The following is a 21131-nucleotide window of genomic DNA, read 5'->3' as shown; positions in this document are numbered from 1 at the left end:
GTCGCGCGTCGGTTCTCGCGCGACCACCGCTCGTGCGTTCCTACGGCCTTCGCCTGCCGATGTCACGTTTCGGCTCGCCGCGCCCTCTTGAGTGCGGACACTCGGACGCGCCGAGTGCCGGCATGCACAGGAGGCCGTCATGAACGTGACCGATCCCAGCAGCAATCCGACGCCCGCAACGGGCCCGCAGGGCGCGACGCGGATGCCCGCGCGGCGGCGCGCGGTCCGTTTCACCGTCGACGCAACCGAGTGCGCAGCCTGGCACTATCCGGGAACCAACGGCACCTGCGTGATCATGGCGGGTGGGTTCGCCGTGACGAAGGAGCCCGGCACCGACCAGTTCGCACGGCGGTTTCACCAGGCCGGATTCGGCGTCCTCGCCTTCGACTACCGCGGCCTTGGCGAGAGTGGGGGCCGGCCGCGCCAAGTGCTGCGCATCAAGGAACAGTTGGCGGACTGGGACGCGGCGATCGCCCACGCGGCGACCCTGCCGGACGTCGACCCGCGACGGGTGGCCCTCTGGGGCTTCTCCGCGTCCGGCGGTCACCTTCTGCGCGTGGCGGCACGCCATCCGCGGCTCGGGGCGGTCATCGCCCAGACGCCGAACGTCGGGGGCCTGGCCGCCACGCTCCACACCGGCCGGCACCAGACGCCGCCGGCGATGCTGCGCTTCCTCGGCCGGGCCGTCCTCGACACGATCGGCGGTTTCCTGGGCCGACCGCCCCTGCTGGTGCCACTGTCCGGCGAACCGGGCACCGTCGCGCTCATCACCACCCCGGACGCCGCGGACACCGCCCGCGCGCTCAATCCCGGCAACCGGTACCCGGACTGGCTGCAGGAGGTCGCCGCCGGCTCCGGCCTGCGCCTCGCCCTGCACCGGCCAGGACGCTTCGCCTCCCGGGTGCGCTGCCCCCTCCTGGTACTGGTCTGCGACAAGGACCGGACCGCGTATCCCGCGGGAGCCGTCGACGCGGCACGGCGGGCGCCGGGTGCCGAACTGGTGCGGCTGTCCGGCGGGCACTACGCCCCGTTCCTCGACGCCCACGAACAGGCTGTCGATGCCCAACTGTCCTTCCTGCGGCGGCAACTGCTGCGGGCACCGGCACCGGGCGCCGACCGGCCCGCCGTGCGAACCGGGGACGCGTCATGAACCGAATCGAGTTGTCGGCCGGGACCCTCACGTACACGGACACCGGTGGCGACGGCCCCGTAGTGGTGCTGCTGCACGGTCTGATGATGGACGCCACGCTGTGGGACGAGACGATCACCGGGCTGTCCGCCGAGCATCGGTGCGTGGCGCCGACACTGCCCCTGGGCGCGCACCGTCATGGGATGCGAGCCGGCACGGACCTGTCGCTGCCCGGGGTGGCCCGGCTGGTCACGGAGTTCCTCGAACGGCTGGCCCTGCGTGATGTCACCCTCGTCGGCAGTGACACCGGCGGAGCGCTGGTCCAGTTGCTCATGGCCGAGGGGGCGCCCGCGGTGGGACGGGCCGTGCTCGTCTCCTGCGACGCGTTCGACAACTTCCCGCCGGGGCTGACCGGCAGGACGCTCGTACTCACCGGCAGGCTCTCACCGCGACTGTTCGGACTCTTCATGCAGCAGATGCGACTGCGGCCACTGCGACGGCTCCCGATCGCGTTCGGCCGGCTGACCAAGCGTGGCGACGCCGCCACCGCCCGGTGGATCAGGCCCGTCCTTCGGCAGCAGGAGATCCGCCGCGACACCGTGCGTGTCCTGCGCGCGGCGGCCGCGGACACCGGCCTGCTGCTCACGGCGGCCGAACGGCTGCCGGACTTCGAGCGCCCCGCGCTCGTCGTCTGGGCGAGCGAGGACCGGGTGATGCCGCCCGAGCACGGCCGCCGTCTGGCCCGGCTCCTCCCCCAGGGGCGGCTGATCGAGGTGGCCGACAGCTACACGCTTGTCCCCCTGGACCGGCCCGCGGAACTCGCGCGTGCCGTCGGGGAGTTCACCCGCGCCCCGCACGTCACCTGAGGCCGATGTCCGCATGCTGCGATACGTTTCTTCTATGACGCAATTCGTACTCGTGGCAGGCGCATGGCTCGGAGCGTGGGCATGGGACGACGTGGTGCCCGAGCTGCGGGCGGCCGGGCACGGCGTCCATCCGCTGACCCTGTCGGGCATCGCCGACAGACAGCACGTGCCGGTCGGGCCGCAGACCCATGTGCGGGACATCGTCGGCGAGGTCGAGCGTCTGGATCTGCGTGATGTCGTCCTGGTCGGGCACAGCTATGCGGGCATTCCGGTCGGCCAGGCCGCCGGCCGCCTCGGCGAGCGGCTGGCGCGGGTGGTGTACGTGGACGCCAATGTGCCCACCGACGGTGAGTCGTTCGTCTCCACGTGGTGGCAGGGCCCGGAGAGGCTGCAGGCGGTACTCGACGAGCACCAGGGGAACTGGCCGCCGCTGACCGCGGCCGAGTACGACGGGCAGGGGCTCACGGACGAGCAGATCTCGCGGATCGCCGGCGGTTCGACCCCGCAGCCGGGCGCCACCCTGTCCGATCCGGCCGTACTGGAGCGGCCGCTCGACGAACTCCCGACCACGTACATCAAATGCCTGCTCGACGGCGACGAACCCAACGACGACGCTGCGGAGCTGCTGAAGAGCGAGCACTGGCAGCTCGTCGAGATGGACACCGGCCACTGGCCGATGTTCTCCCAGCCGCACGAGCTGGCCCGCATCCTGCTGCGGTCCGCCACACGCTGACCCCACGCGTCGGCATGTCACCGACGGCATCCTCCCGGCAGCTGACCCGACCCGCGGGTCGACAGGCTCGGAAGGGGTACTGCGGGGGACGGAGCCCGGAGGTGACGTGCAGGTGCGAACGCGGACCGGGGAGGAAGGGTCCGCGTACGACGCCGGACCGTATCTGCCCAAGCGTGGCGGTCTCCCCGCGCATCGCCGGGCCGCGGCCGACTGCCGGGGTGCCCCTTGTTCGAGGACGCCACCCGGACCGTCTTCGGCGAGGGCGACACCTCGGCGCGGCTCGTGCTCGTCGGGGAGCAGCCCGGGGATCAGGAGGACAGGCAGGGCGAGCCCTTCGTGGGCCCGGCCGGGCGGCTGCTCGGGAAGGCCCTGGAGTAAGCGGGTATCGACCGGAGCTCGGTGTATGTGACCAACGCCGTGAAGCACTTCAAGTTCACCCGGCGCGAGGGCGGCAAACGCCGTATCCACAAAGCGCCGGACCTTCGGGAGCTGACCGCCTGCCGGCCCTGGCTGCTCGCCGAGCTGCACCTGGTCCGGCCCGAGGCGGTGGTGGCGCTCGGTGCGACCGCCGGCAAGGCACTGCTCGGCAGGTCGTTCCGGGTCACCAAGGACCGCGGCACGCTCATCCCCCTTCCCGAGGAGTACGACGTCGAGGGCGGGGATCCGGCCGAGCGGGAACGCCGGCTCGTGGCGACGTTGCGCCCCTCGGCCGTCCTCCGCGCCGACGACCGGGAAGCCGCCTACGCGGGTTTCCTGTCGGACCTCCGCGTGGCCGTGCGGGCGCTGGAGCGCTGACCGGACCAGGCAGGCGGGCAGGCAGACGGGCGAGCCTTCCCCTGTCCCTGACTTGACCGTGGATCTTCGGGTACTCGACGCGAATGACGAAGATTCCGCGCCTGCTCAGGCGCCAGAAGCCGACCCGGACCGCGACCGAGGAAGTACTGGAAGAGGTCAAGCAGCAGGGAGCCGAGGACGACGTCGACACCTCGTCGGGCGGGCGAGGCGGGTCGGGTGACCCGCTCACCCCGAGCCGCTCCGCGAACCGGAAGACTGTGGAGGGACACCCCTCCGACTAGACCGAAGCGGCGCCCCCGGCTAAGGCGTCGTCCGGGATTCCAGGTCCCGGCGGGTGTCGTCGCCGTACACACCCGTCTCGTCGCCGCGGATGCCGTACCAGAGCTGGAAACGGGCCACGGCGGCGGAGAGGGTGGCGTCGTAGGTGCCGCTGGTGGCGCCGTTGCCGTACACGTCGGGGATGCGCAGCAGCCGTTGCTGAAGCTCGGTGACCTCCGGACCGGTGTCCCCCTCGCGCAAGGTGCCCGCGCCGTCCGGGTCGGGTGCCCCGGTGGGGGCGCTGTTGCCGGGGGCCGTCGAAGGGGGCGTGGAGGTGCGCGCCTGCTCGTCCGTGTCGTCGCCGGGCAGCAGGAGCGCGGCGGCGAAGCCGGCCAGGGCCGCCGCGAGCACGGCGAGACCGATCGCGGTCCGGCGCATCACCGCCTCACGCCCGCGGTCCGAGTGCCGACCACCCGCGCGGGGGCCTGCGCCCGCTCTCGCGTTCCGGCTTCCTAAGCGGGCCGTCTCCGTGGCCACCGGCGGCAGCTCTTCGGTCTCGTTGTCCTCCGGGGTCGGCAGGAACCGTGGTGCGGTGGCCACGGCCACCGCTACGGGCTCGACGAGTTCGTCGTGCTCCTCCGGGTCCGCGCGACGGTCGTTCTCGCGTACCTGCCGCACCAGCTCTGCCAGCGCCTCCGACCTGCGACGGAGCTGGACGCGGGTGGGTTCGAGTGCCGGGCGCCACGCAGGACGCCCGGATTTGGGCGGCATCGACACACTGCTCTCCTCTCGTGTGTGCGGTTTCCCGCCATCCCCGAGGAGAGATACGCGGGCGTCGGCCCGCCGGTTCAGCCCCTCACCCACCTCATTGAGCGATCGATACGATCAATTGAGCAAGAATCGTTGAGCGTTTGAGCGAATCCATGCTAGAAACCGCCGTCATGACGACTCGTTGGTCCCGCCGTGGCTTCCTGGCCGCAAGCAGCACCGCGCTCGCGCTCGGGGTGCACACCACCGCCGGCGCCTCCCCCCTCATGTCCACCGACACCGCCGCCACCACCGACGCCGTTGAGGCCGCGGACGAGTTCGCGACCCTGCGCGCCAAGTGGCGCACCCTCGTCCTCGGCGAGGGCTTCAGCCCCACCGCCGAACCCTTCAAGAGCCGCCTGGCCGAACTGGGCACCACCGCGAGCACCCTGCGCTCCACGATGGCACCGACATCCGGATCGCTGTGGCCGGACCTGGTCTACGCCGACCCCGAGCCGGACACCGACCAGGAGTCGTACGGCTACTCCGGGAACATGCACGCCAGCTTCACCCGTCTCAACACGCTCGCCCAGGCCTACTCCCAGCCGGGTACGGGCCTGACCGGCGACACCACGCTCAGGGACGCCGTCCTCACGGGCCTCGACCACCTCCACACCGAGGTCTACAACGAGAGCCGCACGCGCTACGGCAACTGGTACAGCTGGCAGATCGGGGCGCCGCAGGCCCTGTTGGACGTGTGCGTCCTGATGTACGACGAGCTGTCCGCCGCGCAGCTCGCCGGCTGCCTCGCGGCCGTGGACCACTTCGTGCCCGACTCGGCCGTCTCCGTCTACAGCGGGACGAGCACCGGCGCGAACCGGGTCGACCTGTGCCGGGTCCTCGCCCTGCGGGGCGTCGTCGGCGCGAGCTCCGCGAAGATCGCGCTGGCCCGTGACGCGCTCTCCCCCGTCTTCCCGTACGTGAGCGGCGGCGACGGGCTCTACACCGACGGCTCGTTCATCCAGCACACCACCGTCCCCTACACCGGCTCGTACGGCTCGGTGATGCTGGGCGGGCTCGGCCTGCTCTTCGCCCTGCTCGCCGGGTCCAGCTGGGAGGTCACCGACGCCCAGCGGCAGATCGTGTTCGACGCGGTGGAGAGCGCCTGGGCGCCGTTCCTCTACAACGGGCTCGTCATGGACGGGGTGTCGGGGCGGGCGGTCAGCCGGGGCCTCGCCGCGGCCGACGCCAAGCAGATCCAGCAGGACGACCATCTGCGCGGTCATCCCATCCTCGCGTCGATCGTGCTGCTCGGCCAGGGCGCGAGCAGCGCCGAGAACACACGCTGGCGCGGCCTCGTGAAGGGCTGGATACAGCGGGACTACTACAGCCCGCCCATGAGCGACCCGTCGTTGAGCCTGACAAGTCTGGCCCGGCTCAAGGGCGTTGTGGACGACACCTCGGTCTCCGTGATCGCCGAGCCGACCGGGCACCGGTTGTTCACCAACATGGCCCGGGCCACGCACCGCCGCCCCGGCTGGGCCGCGTCGATCAGCATGGCCGACCGCCGGATCACGTACTACGAGACCGGGAACGGGGAGAACCTGCACGGCTGGCACACCGGTGCCGGAATGCTCTACTGGTGGGGCGACACGTTCGGCAACGGGCAGTACAGCGACGCCTTCTGGCCGACGGTGGACCCCTACCGGCTGCCCGGCACCACCACCTCACGGCTGCCCCTCGCAGACGCCGCGGGCGGCGACTGGGGCGCCTCCCTGCCGGACGTGAACTGGGTGGGCGGCACCACGGACGGCCGTCGGGCCGCGATCGGTCAGTACGTCAAGGGCCTGCAGAGCACGCTGTTGGCGAAGAAGTCGTGGTTCTGTCTCGACGACGCGATCGTCTGTCTCGGTGCCGGGATCAAGTGCACGGACGGTACGGCCGTGGAGTCGACGGTGGACAACCGCAACCTCGGCCCCACCGGCAACACCTCGTTCCAGGTCGACGGCGTCACCAAGCCGCTCACCTACCCCTGGTCGCAGACGCTCACCGGAGCAGGCTGGGCCCACATCGGCGGGCACGGCGGCTATGTCTTCCCCGGCGGCGCCGCCGTCAAGGCGCTGCGCGAGGCTCGCGACGGCAAGTGGAGCGACATCAACAAGGGCGGCAGCTCCACGGTGCTGAACCGCAAGTACCTGACCCTGTACGTCGACCACGGCACCAATCCCGCCGACGCCGCGTACGCCTACCTCCTCATGCCGGGTGCGACAGCCGCGCAGACCCAGACCCGGGCCGCCACCACGAACTGGCTGTCGGTCCTCGCCAACACCGACAACCAGCAGGGCGTCGCCGTCCCCTCGCTCGGCTTCACCGGCGTCAACTTCTGGTTCGGCGGCACCGTGGGAGCCCTCACGGCGAGCAATCCGTGCTGCGTGATGATCAACGAGAACAGCGACGGCACCGCGATGATCTGCGTCAGCGACCCCATGCGCAAGCAGACCGGCCTCACGCTCACCTGGAACAGGGCCGTGTCGTCGGTGACCTCCAAGCCCGCCACGGTCACCTCGGCGACCACCGGCTCCACGCTGACGCTGACCTTCGGCGACCTCAGCACGACCGCCGGTGTCACCCAGAAGATCAGCGTCCACCTCGGCTGAGGCGCGGGAGCACGGTCGGACGCTCAGCCACGCAGCAAGACCGTGCTGTCCGGCGGCAGCCGACCCTCGTCGAGACCGGCGCTGGAGAGCAGCACGGCTTCGTGCCCGGGCATTTCGACCGGGCTGCCGGAGAAGTTGACCACGCAGGTCAGGCCGCCCGGCCGGGTGAAGGCGAGGACGCCGTCACCGGCGGGCAGCCACCGCATCGGACCGTCGCCCAGCCCCGGCTCGGCGCGGCGCAGCCACAGCGCCCGGCGGTAGAGCTCCAGCACGGAGTCGGGGTCGCCGGTCTGCGCCGCGACCGTGTACTCCTTCCAGGCCGCGGGCTGCGGCAGCCACGGCTCCTTGCCGTTGCCCAAGGCGCCGGGACCACTGAAACCGAACGGTGGCGCGTCGCCCTCCCAGGGGAGCGGCACGCGGCAGCCGTCGCGCCCCGGGTCGGCGCCGTTCGTGCCGTGGAAGGCGGGGTCCTGGATGAGGTGCTCGGGGATGTCCTCGACCTCCCACAGACCCAGTTCGTCGCCCTGGTAGAGGTAGACGCAGCCGGGCAGTGCCATGGTCAGCAGAGCGGCCGCCCGGGCCCGCCGGGTGCCGGTCGGGAGGTCGACGGGTGTGCCGTGCAGGCGGCGCCGGTCGAAGCCGTACCCGGAGTCGGACCGGCCGTAGCGGGTGACGTGGCGGGTGGTGTCGTGGTTGGACAGGACCCAGGTGGCGGGGGCGCCGATGGGCGTGTGTCCGGCGAGGGTGTCGTCGATGACGGCGCGCATCCGGTCGGCCGACCATTCGGCTTGCAGGAAGGGGAAGTTGAAGCCCGTGTGCAGTTCGTCGGGGCGCAGGTAGCGGGTGAAGCGCTGCCGGTCGGACACCCACAGCTCGCCGACGAAGATCCGCTCCCCGGGGTAGGAGTCGGCGATGCGCCGCCAGGCCCGGTACACCTCGTGCACCCCGTCCTGGTCCGAGACCGGCGACGGCGCGCCTTCGGCGATCGAGGCCAGATCGGGCAGGCCCGGTTGTTTCACCAGGTTGTCGGCGACGTCGATGCGGAAGCCGTCGACGCCCCGGTCGAACCAGAAGCGCAGGATCGACTCGAACTCCGTGCGCACCTCGGGGCTGTCCCAGTTGAAGTCCGGCTGTCCGGGCGCGAACAGGTGCAGGTACCACTCGCCGGGGTTGCCGTCCGTTTCGGTGACCCGCTGCCAGGCGGGTCCGCCGAAGTGGGACGGCCAGTCGTTGGGCGGCAGTTCGCCCGCCGCACCGCGTCCGGGCCGGAAGTGGAAGCGGGCACGCTCGGGCGAGCCGGGTGTCGCCGCCAACGCGGCACGGAACCAGGGGTGTTGGTCGGAGCAGTGGTTGGGGACCAGATCGACGATCACCCGAAGGCCCAGTCCGTGTGCCTGCGCGATGAGCTCCTCGGCCTCGCGCAGGGTGCCGAACAGCGGATCGATGTCCCGGTAGTCGGCGACGTCGTAGCCCGCGTCGGCCATCGGGGAGACGTACCAGGGGCTGATCCACAGGGCGTCCACGCCGAGGTCGCGCAGATGGGTGAGACGTGCCCGGATTCCGGCGATGTCGCCGACTCCGTCCGCGTTGCCGTCGGCGTAACTGCGGGGGTAGATCTGGTAGATGGCGGCACTGCGCCACCAGGGGCTTGCGTCGGTCATCCGGTGTGCCAATCGTCGAGGTGCGTCACGGTGCGGGCGTCGCGGCCGGGGCTGCGCGTATGAACTCCCCGCCACAGTCCGGCATTCCACAGCTCGGCCGCTTCCAGTCCCAGCAGGCTCGACCGGACGGTGCGTCCGGGGGCGGGCAGGATCTCCTCGTGCGCCAGGTCCGAGGGCACGGCCAGCACCCGGCAGCCCGCCGCGTGCGCCGAGGCCACGCCCGCGGGGCTGTCCTCGACGACGAGGCAGGCCGCCGGGTCCGCGCCGAGTGCCCTGGCCGCGGCGAGGTACGGGTCGGCGGCGGGCTTGGTGCGCGGGGTTTCGCCGGCGGCGACGGTCGTACGGAAGTTGTCGGCGCCCAGCACCTTGAGTACGGCGTCGACGACGGGTCGGGGGGAGGCCGAGACCAGGGCTGCCGGGATGCCCAAGTCCCCGAGCAGGGCGAGGAGTTCGGTTGCTCCCGGCATCGGGGATGCCTCCGCCTCGACGACCGCCAGGAAGGCCGCTTCGAGCTCCCCGGCCAGCGCGTCCTGGTCACAGCCGGTCACCCGGTGCAGATGCGCGGCGGTGTCGCCGACCGAGCGGCCGAGGATCCCGGGCAGGTCCTCGGCGCCGAGTTCGTGGCCGAGGGCGGCGGCACATGCGCGTACGGTGCGCAGCCACAGCTTCTCGGTGTCCACGAGGGTGCCGTCCATGTCGAGGAGCAGGGCGTGCGGGCGGGCCGCGAAGGGGCGGCCCTCGAACGTCCAGTGCCGGTCGGCGAGTCGGCCCAGTGAGGCGAAGACCTGGGCGGCGACGTCGACATGGCGTACCTCCGGCGGCGCCGCCCCCATGCCCGGGCCCGCGGCGATCAGCCAGGCGGTGCGCTCCTGCGGGGAACGGCCGCCGTGGCCACCGGCGTCGACATGACCGTGGTCGGTGACGACGAGGATCGTCCACTGCTCGCTGTCGTACGCGGGTCGGTTGCGCACGGCTGCGAGCAGCCTGCCAAGACGCTGGTCGGCGCGGAGCACCGACGCCTCGTACGCCTCCCCGCAGCCGAGGAAGTGCGCGGTCTCGTCGGGCGCACCGAGGTAGACGAACGACGCGTCGAGGTCGTCGTCCGCGAGGATCCGGGACGCCGCCTCGGTGATCCGCTCGTCGCATTCCTCCCACGCCTGCGGGGTGTCCGCGCTCGGCGCGACGTACACGCTGCGGGACGGCGCCCGGAACAGCGGGCCTCCGTCCGCTGTCTGCATGAGCGGCCGCCAGCCCGCCGCGACGAAGGTGCGGCCCCGCTGGGCGAGGCGGGTCGCGAAGTCGGGGAAGACGTCGAGACGGTGACCGCTGAAGTCGTTGCTCCACACACCGTGCTTGTCGACGCCCACGCCCGTGACGATCGTCGCCCAGCAGGGACCCGACATGGTGGGCGTACGGTCGTCGACCTCGACGGGAGCGAGGAACCCGTCGGCCGCGAGGGCGTCCAGGTGCGGGGTGGGCAGTCGGCGCAGGACATCGAGGCGTACGCCGTCGATGCCGACGACCAGAACGCGGCGCGCGGCAGGCATGGTCGGGTTCCTTCTGCAGGAGGGGGCGGAGGCTGCTCAGGCCGATCGGGTCAGCTCGTCGGGGCCGACTCCGTGCAGGAACGGGAGGCCCTGTGCGTAGCGCTGCACCTCGTCGACGGCCCAGTGCGCCATGCGGCCGAGTTCGTTGCCGAGGGAGCCGGCGATGTGTGGGGTGAGCAGCACGTTCGGGAGTGTGTAGAGCGGGGAGGAGGCGGGGGGTGTGTCGGGTTCGGTGACGTCGAGCACGGCGTGTATGCGACCGGAAAGGAGACGCTCGGTGAGCGCGTCCGTGTCGACGAGGGATCCGCGCGCCGTGTTGATGAGTGTGGCGCCGTCCTGCAGGAGTGCGAGCCGGTGCGTGTCGAACATGTGGCGCGTCCCGGGCAGTTGGGGTGCGTGGATGGACACGACGTGGCTGCGCCGGACGAGTTCGTCGAGGTCGACGAGTTCCGCGCCGAGGGCGCGCGCCCCTTCCCTGTCGACGTAGGGGTCGTGGAGAAGAACGGTGAGGTCGAGCGGGCGGAGCAGCTCGATGACGCGGCGTCCGATGCGGGAGGCTCCGACGATGCCGACGGTGCGGTGGTAGTTGCCGTATCCGGTGAAGTACGGCAGGAGCGCGGGCTGTTCGCGCGCCTGGGCGTACTCGCGGGCGATGTCGAGGACGCGCTTGTTCGCGAAGAGGATGGCGGCGAGGGTGAACTCGGCGACGGGCAGGGCATTGGCGCCGGCCGCGGAGGAGACGGTGATGCCCCGCTTCCAGACGGCGGCGGTGACGTGGTGCTTGACGGACCCGGCCGCGTGGACGACGGCCCGCAGCCGCGGCATACGGCGCAGCGCGTCCTCGCTCAGCAGGGGTGCGCCCCAGTGGGTGAACAGGACTTCCACGTCGGCCAGTTCGGCGTCGGCGGCCGCCGCGAAGTCGGTGAGGTGGGCGGTGTCCACGGCGGCGACTGAGTGGAGCCGGTCGAGGGCTCCTTCCTCGGTCAGCGAGCGGTGGATCTCGTGTCCCATGGCGAGGACGGTGTGCGGGCGCCTGGGTGCGGTGGGGCGCGGCGAGCTGTTCAGGAGGGTGCCTTCCGGTACGGGCATGGTCATTTCACCGCGCCGGCGGTCAGACCGGAACGCCAGAAGCGCTGCAGGCAGACGAAGGCGATGATCAGCGGGACGACGGCGACCAGGGACCCGGTGATGACGAGCGCGTAGTACTCGGGCTGCTGCTGCGTGACGCTGTTCCACATGAACAGGCCGAGGTTGACCGGGTAGAGCTTCTCGTCGTTCAGCATGACGAGAGCGCCGAAGAAGTTGTTCCAGCTCGCGGTGAACGAGAACAGGAAGATGGTCATGAAGCCGGGCGCGAGCATCGGCAGCGCGATCCCGGCGAAGGTGCGCAGTTCGCCGGCGCCGTCGACGCGGGCGGCCTCCAGTACCTCTGCGGGCACGTATCCCTCGGAGAAGACCCGCGCGAGGTAGACGCCGAACGGGTTGACCATGGCGGGCAGCAGCAGTGCCCAGTAGGTGTTGACGACCCCGGCCTTGGTGGCGAGCAGGTACATCGGGAGCTGGATCACCGTGGCGGGCACCAGCACACCGCCGAGGACGATGCCGAACAGCTTCTCCTTGCCCTTGAAGTCGTACTTGTCGAAGGCGTATCCGGTGGCGACGCAGAGCAGGGACGACGCGGCCGAACCGACCACGGAGTACAGCATGCTGTTGCCGAACCAGCGCAGGTAGATGCCGTCGTTGAAGGTGAGGACGTGGCGCAGGTTGGCGAAGAGGTTGAAGTCGCCGAAGGCGAAGCCGGAAGTGCCGAAGAGGTCGCGGCTGTTCTTGGTGGCGGCGAAGAGCAGCCAGCTGACCGGCATCAGGGTGTAGAGGGCCGCGACGATCAGTACGGCGTTGACGACACCCTTGGAGAGGAGGGCACGGGAGGTGGTGCGGCGCCGGGCGGCGGGGGCGGACTCGCGGTCCGCCGGTGTCCGGGCCGGACGGTCCGGACGGTCCGGACGGTCCGGACGGGCTGGGCTCGTCGGGCCCGTCGCTCGGGAGGTGAGGGTGCTCATGACGCCGCCTTCCACCGGTTGCCGAGCCGGGTGACGATGTAGGAGAGGGCGATGCCGAGGACGGCGAGCATCAGGGACGCTGCGGCGGCCAGCCCGTAGTCGTGCTGCACGAAACCGGCCTTCCAGATGAACATCGTCGGGGACCACTCGGTGTCGATGGTGGGCGCACCGCGCTGGTTCAGGAGCCGCGGCTCGGTGAAGATCTGGATCGCGCCGACGCAGGTGAACAGCACGGTCATGACGACCGCGGAGGCGATCAGCGGCACCTTGATCTGCAGGGCGGTCCGTACGGCGCCCGCGCCGTCGACCACGGCCGCCTCGATCGTCTCACGCGGAACGGCCTGCAGGGCTGCGTAGAAGATGACCGTGTTGTAGCCGATCCACTGCCAGGCGCACAGGTTGACCATCGACGAGAGCACATGGTCGTTGCTGTAGAAGTTCCATGTGCCGCCGAAGACGCCGATCCAGTCGAGGACGGGGCTCAGGCCCGGGGTGTAGAGGTAGATCCAGATGATCGAGGCGATCAGTCCGGGGATCGCGTGCGGCAGGAACAGGGCGAGCTGGAAGAACCGCTTGGCGCGCGCGAGCGCGGAGTCGACCAGCAGGGCGAGCAGGAGCGAGCCGCCGATCATCACCGGGATGTACAGCGCGCAGTAGAGCGCGATGTGCACGAAGGAGTCACGGAATCCCGCGTCGGACAGGGCCTTGGTGTAGTTGCTTAGTCCGGAGAACACCCGCTCGGTGCCGCCGAAGCCGAGCCCTGAGGAGTGCTCCTGGAAGAGGCTCATCCACACGGCGTAGCCGATGGGTGCGGCCATGACCGCGGCGAACAGCACGAAGAACGGGGTGATGAACAGGGCCGCGGCCCGGCGTTGACTGCGCCGCAGTCTCGGGGTGCCCGAGGGCTTCGGCGGGGGTTGGCGGGTGGCCTTCACGGCCCCCGCGAGGGGTGCTGCCACGGTGGCTCCTTGGCGGAGTGGACGCTTGAGGGACGCGGGAGGGCGGGGGTGTGGCCGCAGCGGGAGCCCGTGACGGCACGGGCCCCCGAGGGGCGGGACCCTCAGGTCACTCGGCGAGCTTCAGCCCGCGCTCCGTGATGCCCGACTCGGCCTGCTTCTGCCCGGCCTCGACGCCGGCGGTGAAGCCGGACTTGGCCGCCTCGTCCTGGATCGCGGTGTAGACGTCCATCTGGTCGGGGCCCCAGGTCCAGCCGGGGACGATCGTGTCGACCTGGTCGGAGGCGAGCTTGTAGAGGTCCTGGCTGCCGTCCAGGTACGAGGTGTCGAACTTGGCCGCGGCGACCGCGCGCATCTCCGGGTTGGCGGGCAGGGCACTGCTCGGCGACTCCAGGTCGGCGAGGCGGGCCTCGACACCTGCCTTGTTCGTGGTGAGCCAGGTGATGAACTCGGTGGCCGCCTCGGCGTGCTTGCTGCCCTTGAGGACGCCGTAGGAGGTGCCGCCGTAATTGCCGCTGGCCGCGGTGCCCCAGTTCGGCATCGGGGCGGCGGCCCACTTGCCCTTGAGATCGGGCATCGCGGTCTTCATGCCGCCTGCGGACCAGGAGGCGCCGAGGAAGGAGAGGGTCTTGCCGGAGGTGCGGGCCTTGGTCTCCTCGGGGCTGTAGCCGGCGAAGGACTGCACCAGGTCGTCCTTGACCAGGCCGTCCCAGTAGGCGGTGACCTTCTTCGTCGCGGCGTCGTCGACGCCGGTCCTCCAGGCGTCGCCCTCGGTGGCGAACCACTTGCCGCCGGCCTGCCAGGAGAGGGCGGCCAGCAGCGCGGGGTCGGACTTGGGCATGGAGGCCAGGCGGACGTTCTTGTCCTTCTTCCTGACCTTCTCGGCGGCGGCCTTGAACTCTCCCCAGGTCTTGGGGACTTCGATGCCGTACCTCTTGAACAGGTCGGTGCGGTAGTAGTACAGCTGCGGCGCGGCGTCGTAGGGGACGGTCCAGGTCCTGCCGCCGAAGGTCACCAGGTCCTGGAGCGGCTTCGGGAACTTCGACTTGACCGTTTCACCGGCGTACTTGGTCAGATCGATCAGGTTTCCCTGGCTCGCGAACTCCGGGACCATCTGGTACTCGATGGTCGCCACGTCGGGCGCGTTGCCCGCCTTCACCGCGTTGGCGAGCTTGCTGTAGCCCTCGGTGGCACTCGGGATCTCGGTGAACCTGACCTGGATGTCCTTGTGGGTCCTGTTGAACGCCTCGACGGTCGACTTGGCGCCGAGCGTCCAGGTCCAGTAGTCGATGGTCACCGGCTTGCCGCCCGAAGCGGCGTCGGTCGAGCCGCCGTCGCCGCCGCAGGCGGTGGCGGTGGCGAGCAGGCCCAGGGCTGCGACTGCGGCGGTGACGGCTGTACGGAACGAACGTGAAGTGCGCGACATGGCACGGCTCCTACGAGACCTCGTACGGGAAGAGGCGGATGCAGGACATCTTTTGTGCGCACACGATCAGAGTCAAGAGCATTCGAGCAAGACAATCAAAACGATCGCACAGCGATCAGGAATCGAGCGTTTTACCACCGCAGGACGAGCGGACCCTCAACTCCGGGAGCAGTTCGAGGTGTTGGCGCGGCGCCGGGGCCCGGCCGTCACGGCGTTCGGTCAGCCGCTGCAGCAGCAGCTTCGCGGCCAGTTCCCCCACGGAGCGCTTGGGCGGCGCGACGGCCGTCAGGGGCACATCCGCGAGGCCGGCGACCTCGTCGTCGTAGGCGATGAGCGCGAGGTCGTCCGGGAGGCGGATGCCCCGGGCCTGGAGCTTCGGGACGAGCACGATCGCGTCCTCGTCGCTGTGCACGAGCGCGGCCGTGACCCCGCGTCTGCGTACCGCCTCCGTCAGGTAGTCGACGGTGGCCTCGTAGTCCCCGTGCTCCCGGACCGTCGGAGCGCCCGTGTCGACTTCCAGGCCCAGTGACTGCACGGCCGCATGGAAACCGACGGAGATCTGGGTGGCATGCGGACCCTCCTGCAGCACCGCGGTGATCCGGCGGTGCCCGAGCGACGCGAAGTGACCGACGGCGACCGCGGCCCCGTGCGCCCGGTCCGTGCGCACCCGGTCGAGCCCCGCCGCGGGGTTCCCGGCCGGTGCGGAGCGCTCGACCAGGACGGTGGGCACCTCGCAGTCGAGCAACCACTGCTCCTGGCCGGCGACGGGCACGCCGCCGAACCAGCTGGGCGCGACGAGCAGTCCCTCGGCACCGCCCGCGATCAGATGCTCCGCCTGCACCGGGTCCTCGGTGTCGACGTATCCGGACATGCCGAGGACGAGCCGGCCGCCCTGGGCGCCGACGGCTTCGCGCGCACCGCGGACGATGTCCGCGAAGATGTAATTGGTGGTCGGGACGATCATTCCGATCACGGTGCCCTCGGCGGCGCCCTGCCGGGGCCCCGGTTCGGTGGCCGTGTCACCCGGCCAGACCACCGCGCCGTGCAGGCGGTGCACCCGGCCCTGCGCGGCGAGCGCCTCCACGTCACGCCTCAGGGTCACTGCGGAGACACCGAGTTCGGCGGCGAGTTCGGCGACCCGGAGGCTACCGCGCTGCCGGACGAGTTCCAGTACCCGCTCATGACGCTGGTCGACGTGCAATCGCATGGGCTCCCCCTGAGGCAAGGCCGGACGGACGAACTACGGGCGAACGCGGAGCGTGATCCCGTCAGCTCACTGTACGCCCACAATCGTATCGATCGTTTGCGCTCAACACGATCACTGAGGTGTCCCCGCAGGCCGAGCTGCAGCCATGGGCAGCGCACCCTGGATCCCCCGGCACCGGCTCGCCACCTTTTCCTATTGCCCGCATCGTGGTCATACAAAGTGAAGAATGGGCATGAGGGGGTAAGACCACCTTCGGGGAGCGGAGAGGGCCTCGGTGGGTACGAGCGAGGAACCGGACGTACTGGCCGGGCAGCGCTTCGACATGGCGGACGCTGCGCCGGTGCTGCTCGACGCCCGGATGGCGGTGACGAGCTGGACCGCGGACGCCGAGCGGCTGCTCGGGTATCCCGCCGCGGAGGTCCTGGGCCGGTACGCCGCCGAGTTGCTGCTGCCCGAGGACGCCGCGCGCCTCCCCGAGCTGGCCCACCACTGCCGGGGCAACGGCGGCTGGGTGGGACTGCTCACCGCGCGGCACCGCACCGGGCTTCCGATGCGGGTGATGGTGCGGGTCGTCCCGTTCGTCGGCGGTGACGGCCCGGCCCGCTGGGTGGCGCTCGTGGCGGATCTGGCCGGGGGCCCGGGCTGGGACATGAGCCGGTCGGTGCTGGAGCGGATGTCGGCGCGATCACCCGTGGGCATCGCGATCGTCGACACGGACCTGCGGTTCGTGTGGTCGAACGCCGCCCTCCAGCAGTTCGGCGGAGGCCCCGCACAGCAGCGGCTGGGACGAAGACTCGCCGACGTGCAGCCCGGTCTGGACGCCGAGACCCTCGAAGAGCAGATGCGTCGCGTGCTGGAGAGCGGCGAGCCGGTGGTCGGCTACGAACACGTGGGCCGGGTACGGTCGGCGCCGCACCACGAGACGGCGCACGCCATGTCGTTCATCCGGCTGGAGGACGACCAGGGCCACCCGATCGGCGTGTACTACACGGTCCTTGACGTCACCGAGAGCTACCGCGCCCGTCGACGGCTCGCCCTGCTGGACCGTGCCGGGGAGCACATCGGCCGCAGCCTGGACGTGATGCAGACCGCGCAGGAACTCGCCGACGTCGCCGTACCGGGCCTCGCCGACTTCGTCACCGTGGACCTGCTGGAATCCGTGCTCAGGGGCGCCGAACCGCCGTCCGGTCCGCTCGGCGACACGGACGTGGTGCCGCTGCGGCGCGCGGGACACCGGTCGGTGCGGGAGGGCGTTCCCGAGGCCGTCGTCGGCATCGGGGACGTGGCCGCGTATCTCGCCGGATCGCCCCCGATCCGCTCGCTGGCCACCGGTGCCTCCTGGCGCGAGGCCCGGCTCGACCCGCTGGCCAAGGAGTGGGCCACCGATCTGCCCGGCGGGCGGACCGCCTCGTTCCTCGACCTCGGCCTGCACACCGTGATGATCGTGCCGATCCGTGCCCGCGGCACCACGCTGGGCGTCACCACGTTCTTCCGGCGCGATCGCCAGGACCCGTTCGACGAGGACGACCTCAACCTCGCCGAGGAGTTCGTGCGCCGGGCGGCACTGTGCGTGGACAACGCCCGCCGCTACACCCGCGAGCGCGACGCGGCCCTCGTCCTGCAGCGCAACCTGCTCCCGCACGGCTTCCCCGAGCAGGGCGCGGTGGAGGTCGCCGCCTGCTACCGGCCCGCCGACGAGCTGACGGGACTGGCCGGGGACTGGTTCGACGTCATCCCGCTGTCCGGGGCGCGAGTGGCCCTGGTGGTGGGCGAGGTCGCCGGGCACGGTATCGACGGCGCCGCCGCCATGGGACGCCTGCGCGCCGCCGTGCAGACCCTCGCCGACCTCGACCTGCCGCCCGAGGAGGTGCTCGCCCACCTCGACGACCTGGTCAGCCGCACGGCCCGGGAGGAGGGTGCCGGGGCGGACGCCCGCACCAGCGGCATGCAGGCGATGGGCGCGAGCTGTCTCTACGTCGTCTACGACCCCGTCAGCGGGCGGTGCACCATGGCCGGCGCGGGCCATCCCGCGCCGGCTGTCGTCGACCCCGACGGCACGGTCACGTTCGCCGAACTCCCGCCCGGACCGGCGCTCGGTATGGGCGGCCTGCCCTTCGAGTCCCTGGAACTGTCCCTGGCCGAGGGCAGCGTGCTCGCTCTGCACACCGACGGACTCATCGCCACGCCCCGTACCGGACGCGACCCGGAGGCGGGCCGGGAGCGGCTGCGCCGGGCGCTGGAGGAACCCGGTCGGCCGCTGGAGGGGCTGTGCCGCACGATCGTGGACGACCTGGTGCCGACGCGGCCGTACGACGACGTGGCGCTCCTGATGGCGCGCACCCGCCGGCTGGGCGCCGAACGCGTCGCGACGTGGGAGCTGTCCCTCGACCCGGCCGTCGTCGCCGAGGCGCGCAAGTCGGCAACCCGGCAACTGGGCGAATGGGGCCTGGACGACCTCGCGTTCACCACCGAACTGGTCGTGAGCGAGCTCGTCACCAACGCCATCCGGCACGCCTGCGGGCCGATCCGGCTGCGTCTGATCACCGAGCAGGCCCTGATCTGCGAGGTCTCCGACGGCGGCGCCACCGCCCCGCACCTGCGCCACCCGAAGACCACCGACGAGGGCGGCCGCGGTCTGTTCCTCATCTCCCAGTTCACCCAGCGCTGGGGCACCCGGTACACCGCGGAGGGGAAGATCATCTGGGCCGAGCAGTCCCTCACGGAACCACCGGTCTGAACGCGCACGGCGGCGACCCATTGGTACCCGGCTCGGACGCCGCCGCGTCGAGCACGGATGACGCGCCGAATCGACAAGGAACTCAGTTCCCTCTCAAATGCGCACTGAGTGCCACAGCATCCGTTCGGTGCTAGTTTCCCGTGCATGAACGAGGCACCCCGGCGCCGCGAGCCCGCCGACGCGACGAGCGCGAAGCCGCCGATGCGGGACGCGCTGGTCGCCGCGGCCTTTCAGCTCTTCCTGGAGCGCGGCTACGAGCAGACGACGGTCGACGACATCGTGTCGCTCGCGGGGGTCGGCCGGCGATCTTTCTTCCGGTACTTCCCGTCCAAGGAGGACGTGGTCTTCCCCGACCACGAGCGCTGCCTCGCCGAGATGACGGCGTTTTTGAGCGACGGCGCCGACGCGGACGACCCGGTGCAGCGGGTCTGCGACGCCGCCCGGCTCGTCCTGCGCATGTACGCCGAGAACCCGACCTTCTCCGTACAGCGCTACCGCCTCACCAAGAAGGTCCCGGGCCTGCGCGCGTACGAGCTGTCGGTCGTCTGGCGTTACGAGCGCGCCCTCGCCGAGTATCTGCGCGGGCGTTTCGCCGGCCGGCGCGACGGCACCCTGCAGGCCGACGTGATCGCCGCGGCGGTGGTCGCCGCGCACAACAACGCCCTGCGCTCCTGGCTGCGCTCCGACGGACAGGGGGACGCGACGGCGCCGGTGGACCATGCGCTCGGATATGTGCGCACTACCTTCGGCGGCCCGCCGGGCGACGTGGCGGCACAGGAGCGGGAGGACGTGGTCGTCGTCGTCTCCCGGCGTGGTGCGCCGATGTGGCGCGTCGTCCAGGAGATCGAGTCCACGCTGGGCCGGGACTGACCGTTTCCCGCTCTCCCCAGATTGAGGGTACCGAGTGCCTTTACGCGTGGCACTCAGTGCCATAGCCTGTGGTCGTGCACGGTGATCCGCGCACATCGGACTCCGGCCGAGCGCAGGGAGATGACATCGTGTACCACCCAGGAATCGCGCTTCATCCGGGGATCGGCCCCGCGACGGACGTGCTCGACGCGGCCCCCGAGGAGCGCGCCGGGGACGCCGTCCTCTTCCAGCGCTGCCACTGGTGCGGCACCGCGATGTACCAGCGTCTGCTCTGCCCGGTCTGCGCGGGCAGTGACCTGCGGACCGAGGCGAGCGCCGGGACCGGCGTCGTACGGCACTCCACCGTGATCCACCGCAATACGCCGGCGGCACGCAATGTCTCCCTCATCGAGATGGCGGAGGGATTCACCGTCCGGGGCCGGGTCATGGGCTCGCCCGCCACGATCCACAGCGGCGACCGCGTCCAACTCGCCACCGCCCAGGACCCGGTACGCAGGCAGCCGGTGTTCCAGCTCATCGAAGGCACCTACGGGAGCTGGAACTGACGCCACGCGCGGGCGCCCTCGAAGAGGGCCCGCAGGTCCGGAGCGACTGGGCGAACCGGCGTGCAGGGCCGGTTCGCCCAGTCACCAAGGGGAAGGACCGTCAGCCGTAGGTGATGTCGGAGGCCGCGTACTTGCAGTAAGTACCGTCGGCGTCCTTGCCGTTGGTGGTCGGCTCCTTGCCCGTGTTGTTCCCGATGTACTTCTGGCAGGGGATGATCTTCTTGCTGGTGTCCCCGAGGATCCTGATGGATTTCAGGGTCGCGCTGTCGCCGTAGTTGGTGTTGATGCCGACGAGCTTGCTGCCCTTGTAGGTCGCCTCGATGGTGTTGAGATTGATCTTCCGCTTGTACTGCGTCCTGCAGTTGCCGCAGGAGCGGACGAAGGTACCGAAGTTCTTCACCGCGAAGTTCGACACGTTGAGCGTTCCGGCCCCGTTGAACTGGAACACCTTGTCGCTGGCTTCCTTCGCGCCGCCGCCGGAGACGGTGTAGACGTTGGACGACGACGAGCCGAGGAACGTCGCCGCATCCTCGCCGACGTCCTCCCACCAGACGTTCTGCAGCGTGCAGCTGCCCAGACAGTGGATGCCGTCCGCGGCGGGCGCGCCGATGATGACGTTCTTCAGGACCGTGCCGGGGGCCAGTTCCAGGATCGGCCCCTGGTCCTCGTCCTGGCTGTCGCTGCCGAGGTCACCGCTGCCGTAGAGGCGCTTCATCCCGTAGTCCTTGGTGCCGGAGACCGGGATGGTGGAGGAGACCGCCTGACTGCCGTTGGGGGTGGGCCAGGTCGCGGCGCTCGCCGGAGTCAGAGCGCCTTCTGTCATGATCATGACAGTCGAGAGCCCGAGTGCGGCCAGGGCTCCGGTGAGCGCGCGCCGTCGCGGGCGCGGACGTACTGGTGAAGTCATGTCCCGATGCCTTCTTCCAGAGGGGGGTGG

At 70.8% G+C, this 21131-nt stretch carries 17 protein-coding genes and 1 pseudogene; 9 read left to right on the top strand and 9 right to left on the bottom strand.

Annotation, left to right across the window (positions count from 1 at the left end):
* Nucleotides 1-139 precede the first annotated feature (139 nt).
* The 5 genes and pseudogenes from ACN6LB_RS30855 to ACN6LB_RS30835 all read left to right on the top strand — a co-directional run bounded on the left by ACN6LB_RS30855 (nt 140) and on the right by ACN6LB_RS30835 (nt 3804).
* Entirely contained in the window at nt 140-1150 is a 1011-nt protein-coding gene (locus ACN6LB_RS30855) for an alpha/beta hydrolase (RefSeq protein WP_445028730.1), read from the top strand.
* Entirely contained in the window at nt 1147-1995 is an 849-nt protein-coding gene (locus ACN6LB_RS30850) for an alpha/beta fold hydrolase (protein WP_445028729.1), read from the top strand. The genes ACN6LB_RS30855 and ACN6LB_RS30850 overlap by 4 nt, the downstream gene beginning before the upstream one ends.
* Before the next feature lie 34 nt (nt 1996-2029).
* The gene (locus ACN6LB_RS30845; protein ID WP_445028728.1) at nt 2030-2728 is read left to right on the top strand and encodes an alpha/beta fold hydrolase; all 699 of its coding nucleotides are present in this window, start codon (nt 2030-2032) and stop codon (nt 2726-2728) included.
* Nucleotides 2729-2840: 112 nt separating this feature from the next.
* Nucleotides 2841-3523 (top strand): annotated as a pseudogene (locus ACN6LB_RS30840) (UdgX family uracil-DNA binding protein).
* Between the two features lie 83 nt (nt 3524-3606).
* The gene (locus ACN6LB_RS30835; RefSeq protein WP_356144722.1) at nt 3607-3804 is read left to right on the top strand and encodes a hypothetical protein; all 198 of its coding nucleotides are present in this window, start codon (nt 3607-3609) and stop codon (nt 3802-3804) included.
* Between the two features lie 19 nt (nt 3805-3823).
* On the opposite strand, the gene ACN6LB_RS30830 is transcribed toward ACN6LB_RS30835, so the two are convergent.
* A complete protein-coding gene (locus tag ACN6LB_RS30830; protein ID WP_445028727.1) occupies nt 3824-4552 on the bottom strand; it encodes a peptidoglycan-binding domain-containing protein in 729 nt (242 codons plus the stop codon).
* Between the two features lie 170 nt (nt 4553-4722).
* Between ACN6LB_RS30830 and ACN6LB_RS30825 the strand changes: the two genes are divergently transcribed.
* Nucleotides 4723-7185, top strand: coding sequence for a polysaccharide lyase 8 family protein (locus ACN6LB_RS30825; protein WP_445028726.1), 2463 nt, complete (start codon nt 4723-4725; stop codon nt 7183-7185).
* Nucleotides 7186-7208: 23 nt separating this feature from the next.
* Here the strand turns inward: ACN6LB_RS30825 and ACN6LB_RS30820 are convergent, their stop codons facing one another.
* The 7 genes from ACN6LB_RS30820 to ACN6LB_RS30790 form a co-directional block, all read right to left on the bottom strand.
* Nucleotides 7209-8846 carry a glycoside hydrolase family 13 protein gene (locus tag ACN6LB_RS30820; protein WP_445028725.1) on the bottom strand — a complete coding sequence of 546 codons (1638 nt, stop codon included), beginning with the start codon at nt 8844-8846 and terminating at the stop codon, nt 7209-7211.
* Entirely contained in the window at nt 8843-10393 is a 1551-nt protein-coding gene (locus ACN6LB_RS30815) for an HAD-IA family hydrolase (protein ID WP_445028724.1), read from the bottom strand. Before ACN6LB_RS30815 ends, ACN6LB_RS30820 begins: the two co-directional genes overlap by 4 nt.
* 36 nt (nt 10394-10429) lie before the next feature.
* Complete coding sequence (locus tag ACN6LB_RS30810; protein ID WP_445028723.1) at nt 10430-11482, bottom strand: hydroxyacid dehydrogenase; 1053 nt, start codon at nt 11480-11482, stop codon at nt 10430-10432.
* A 2-nt stretch (nt 11483-11484) separates the two neighbouring features.
* On the bottom strand, nt 11485-12453 hold the full coding sequence (locus ACN6LB_RS30805) for a carbohydrate ABC transporter permease (protein ID WP_445028722.1): 969 nt from the start codon (nt 12451-12453) through the stop codon (nt 11485-11487).
* Nucleotides 12450-13304, bottom strand: a complete 855-nt coding sequence (locus ACN6LB_RS30800) for a carbohydrate ABC transporter permease (RefSeq protein WP_445028741.1) — start codon at nt 13302-13304, stop codon at nt 12450-12452. The genes ACN6LB_RS30805 and ACN6LB_RS30800 overlap by 4 nt, the downstream gene beginning before the upstream one ends.
* A 214-nt stretch (nt 13305-13518) precedes the next feature.
* Nucleotides 13519-14835: an ABC transporter substrate-binding protein gene (locus ACN6LB_RS30795; protein WP_445028721.1), complete on the bottom strand. Its 1317-nt coding sequence runs from the start codon at nt 14833-14835 to the stop codon at nt 13519-13521.
* A 115-nt stretch (nt 14836-14950) separates the two neighbouring features.
* The gene (locus tag ACN6LB_RS30790; RefSeq protein ID WP_445028720.1) at nt 14951-16042 is read right to left on the bottom strand and encodes a substrate-binding domain-containing protein; all 1092 of its coding nucleotides are present in this window, start codon (nt 16040-16042) and stop codon (nt 14951-14953) included.
* 274 nt (nt 16043-16316) lie between these two features.
* Here ACN6LB_RS30790 and ACN6LB_RS30785 point away from each other — a divergent pair, with 274 nt between their 5' ends.
* The 3 genes from ACN6LB_RS30785 to ACN6LB_RS30775 all read left to right on the top strand — a co-directional run bounded on the left by ACN6LB_RS30785 (nt 16317) and on the right by ACN6LB_RS30775 (nt 20194).
* Nucleotides 16317-18779 carry a SpoIIE family protein phosphatase gene (locus tag ACN6LB_RS30785; protein ID WP_445028718.1) on the top strand — a complete coding sequence of 821 codons (2463 nt, stop codon included), beginning with the start codon at nt 16317-16319 and terminating at the stop codon, nt 18777-18779.
* A gap of 201 nt (nt 18780-18980) precedes the next feature.
* Nucleotides 18981-19649, top strand: coding sequence for a TetR family transcriptional regulator (locus ACN6LB_RS30780; RefSeq protein ID WP_356144747.1), 669 nt, complete (start codon nt 18981-18983; stop codon nt 19647-19649).
* A gap of 128 nt (nt 19650-19777) precedes the next feature.
* Nucleotides 19778-20194 (top strand): Zn-ribbon domain-containing OB-fold protein, encoded by a 417-nt coding sequence (locus tag ACN6LB_RS30775; RefSeq protein WP_445028717.1) that lies wholly within the window; start codon nt 19778-19780, stop codon nt 20192-20194.
* Nucleotides 20195-20294: 100 nt separating this feature from the next.
* Here ACN6LB_RS30775 and ACN6LB_RS30770 read toward each other — a convergent pair whose 3' ends face one another.
* A complete protein-coding gene (locus ACN6LB_RS30770) occupies nt 20295-21101 on the bottom strand; it encodes a pectate lyase (RefSeq protein WP_356139862.1) in 807 nt (268 codons plus the stop codon).
* Between the last annotated feature and the right edge of the window lie 30 nt (nt 21102-21131).

The organism is Streptomyces sp. SAS_270 (genome assembly GCF_052543295.1).
This window is presented reverse-complemented; position numbering and strand designations above follow the sequence as displayed.

Excerpts from the sequence above, each read along its gene's own strand:
- ACN6LB_RS30795 (WP_445028721.1), bottom strand. The coding sequence starts at position 14,835 with ATGTCGCGCACTTCACGTTCGTTCCGTACAGCCGTCACCGCCGCAGTC.
- ACN6LB_RS30780 (WP_356144747.1), top strand. The coding sequence starts at position 18,981 with ATGCGGGACGCGCTGGTCGCCGCGGCCTTTCAGCTCTTCCTGGAGCGC.
- ACN6LB_RS30825 (WP_445028726.1), top strand. The coding sequence starts at position 4,723 with ATGACGACTCGTTGGTCCCGCCGTGGCTTCCTGGCCGCAAGCAGCACC.
- ACN6LB_RS30835 (WP_356144722.1), top strand. The coding sequence starts at position 3,607 with ATGACGAAGATTCCGCGCCTGCTCAGGCGCCAGAAGCCGACCCGGACC.
- ACN6LB_RS30855 (WP_445028730.1), top strand. The coding sequence starts at position 140 with ATGAACGTGACCGATCCCAGCAGCAATCCGACGCCCGCAACGGGCCCG.
- ACN6LB_RS30830 (WP_445028727.1), bottom strand. The coding sequence starts at position 4,552 with ATGCCGCCCAAATCCGGGCGTCCTGCGTGGCGCCCGGCACTCGAACCC.
- ACN6LB_RS30770 (WP_356139862.1), bottom strand. The coding sequence starts at position 21,101 with ATGACTTCACCAGTACGTCCGCGCCCGCGACGGCGCGCGCTCACCGGA.
- ACN6LB_RS30820 (WP_445028725.1), bottom strand. The coding sequence starts at position 8,846 with ATGACCGACGCAAGCCCCTGGTGGCGCAGTGCCGCCATCTACCAGATC.
- ACN6LB_RS30790 (WP_445028720.1), bottom strand. The coding sequence starts at position 16,042 with ATGCGATTGCACGTCGACCAGCGTCATGAGCGGGTACTGGAACTCGTC.
- ACN6LB_RS30810 (WP_445028723.1), bottom strand. The coding sequence starts at position 11,482 with ATGCCCGTACCGGAAGGCACCCTCCTGAACAGCTCGCCGCGCCCCACC.
- ACN6LB_RS30805 (WP_445028722.1), bottom strand. The coding sequence starts at position 12,453 with ATGAGCACCCTCACCTCCCGAGCGACGGGCCCGACGAGCCCAGCCCGT.
- ACN6LB_RS30815 (WP_445028724.1), bottom strand. The coding sequence starts at position 10,393 with ATGCCTGCCGCGCGCCGCGTTCTGGTCGTCGGCATCGACGGCGTACGC.
- ACN6LB_RS30845 (WP_445028728.1), top strand. The coding sequence starts at position 2,030 with ATGACGCAATTCGTACTCGTGGCAGGCGCATGGCTCGGAGCGTGGGCA.
- ACN6LB_RS30850 (WP_445028729.1), top strand. The coding sequence starts at position 1,147 with ATGAACCGAATCGAGTTGTCGGCCGGGACCCTCACGTACACGGACACC.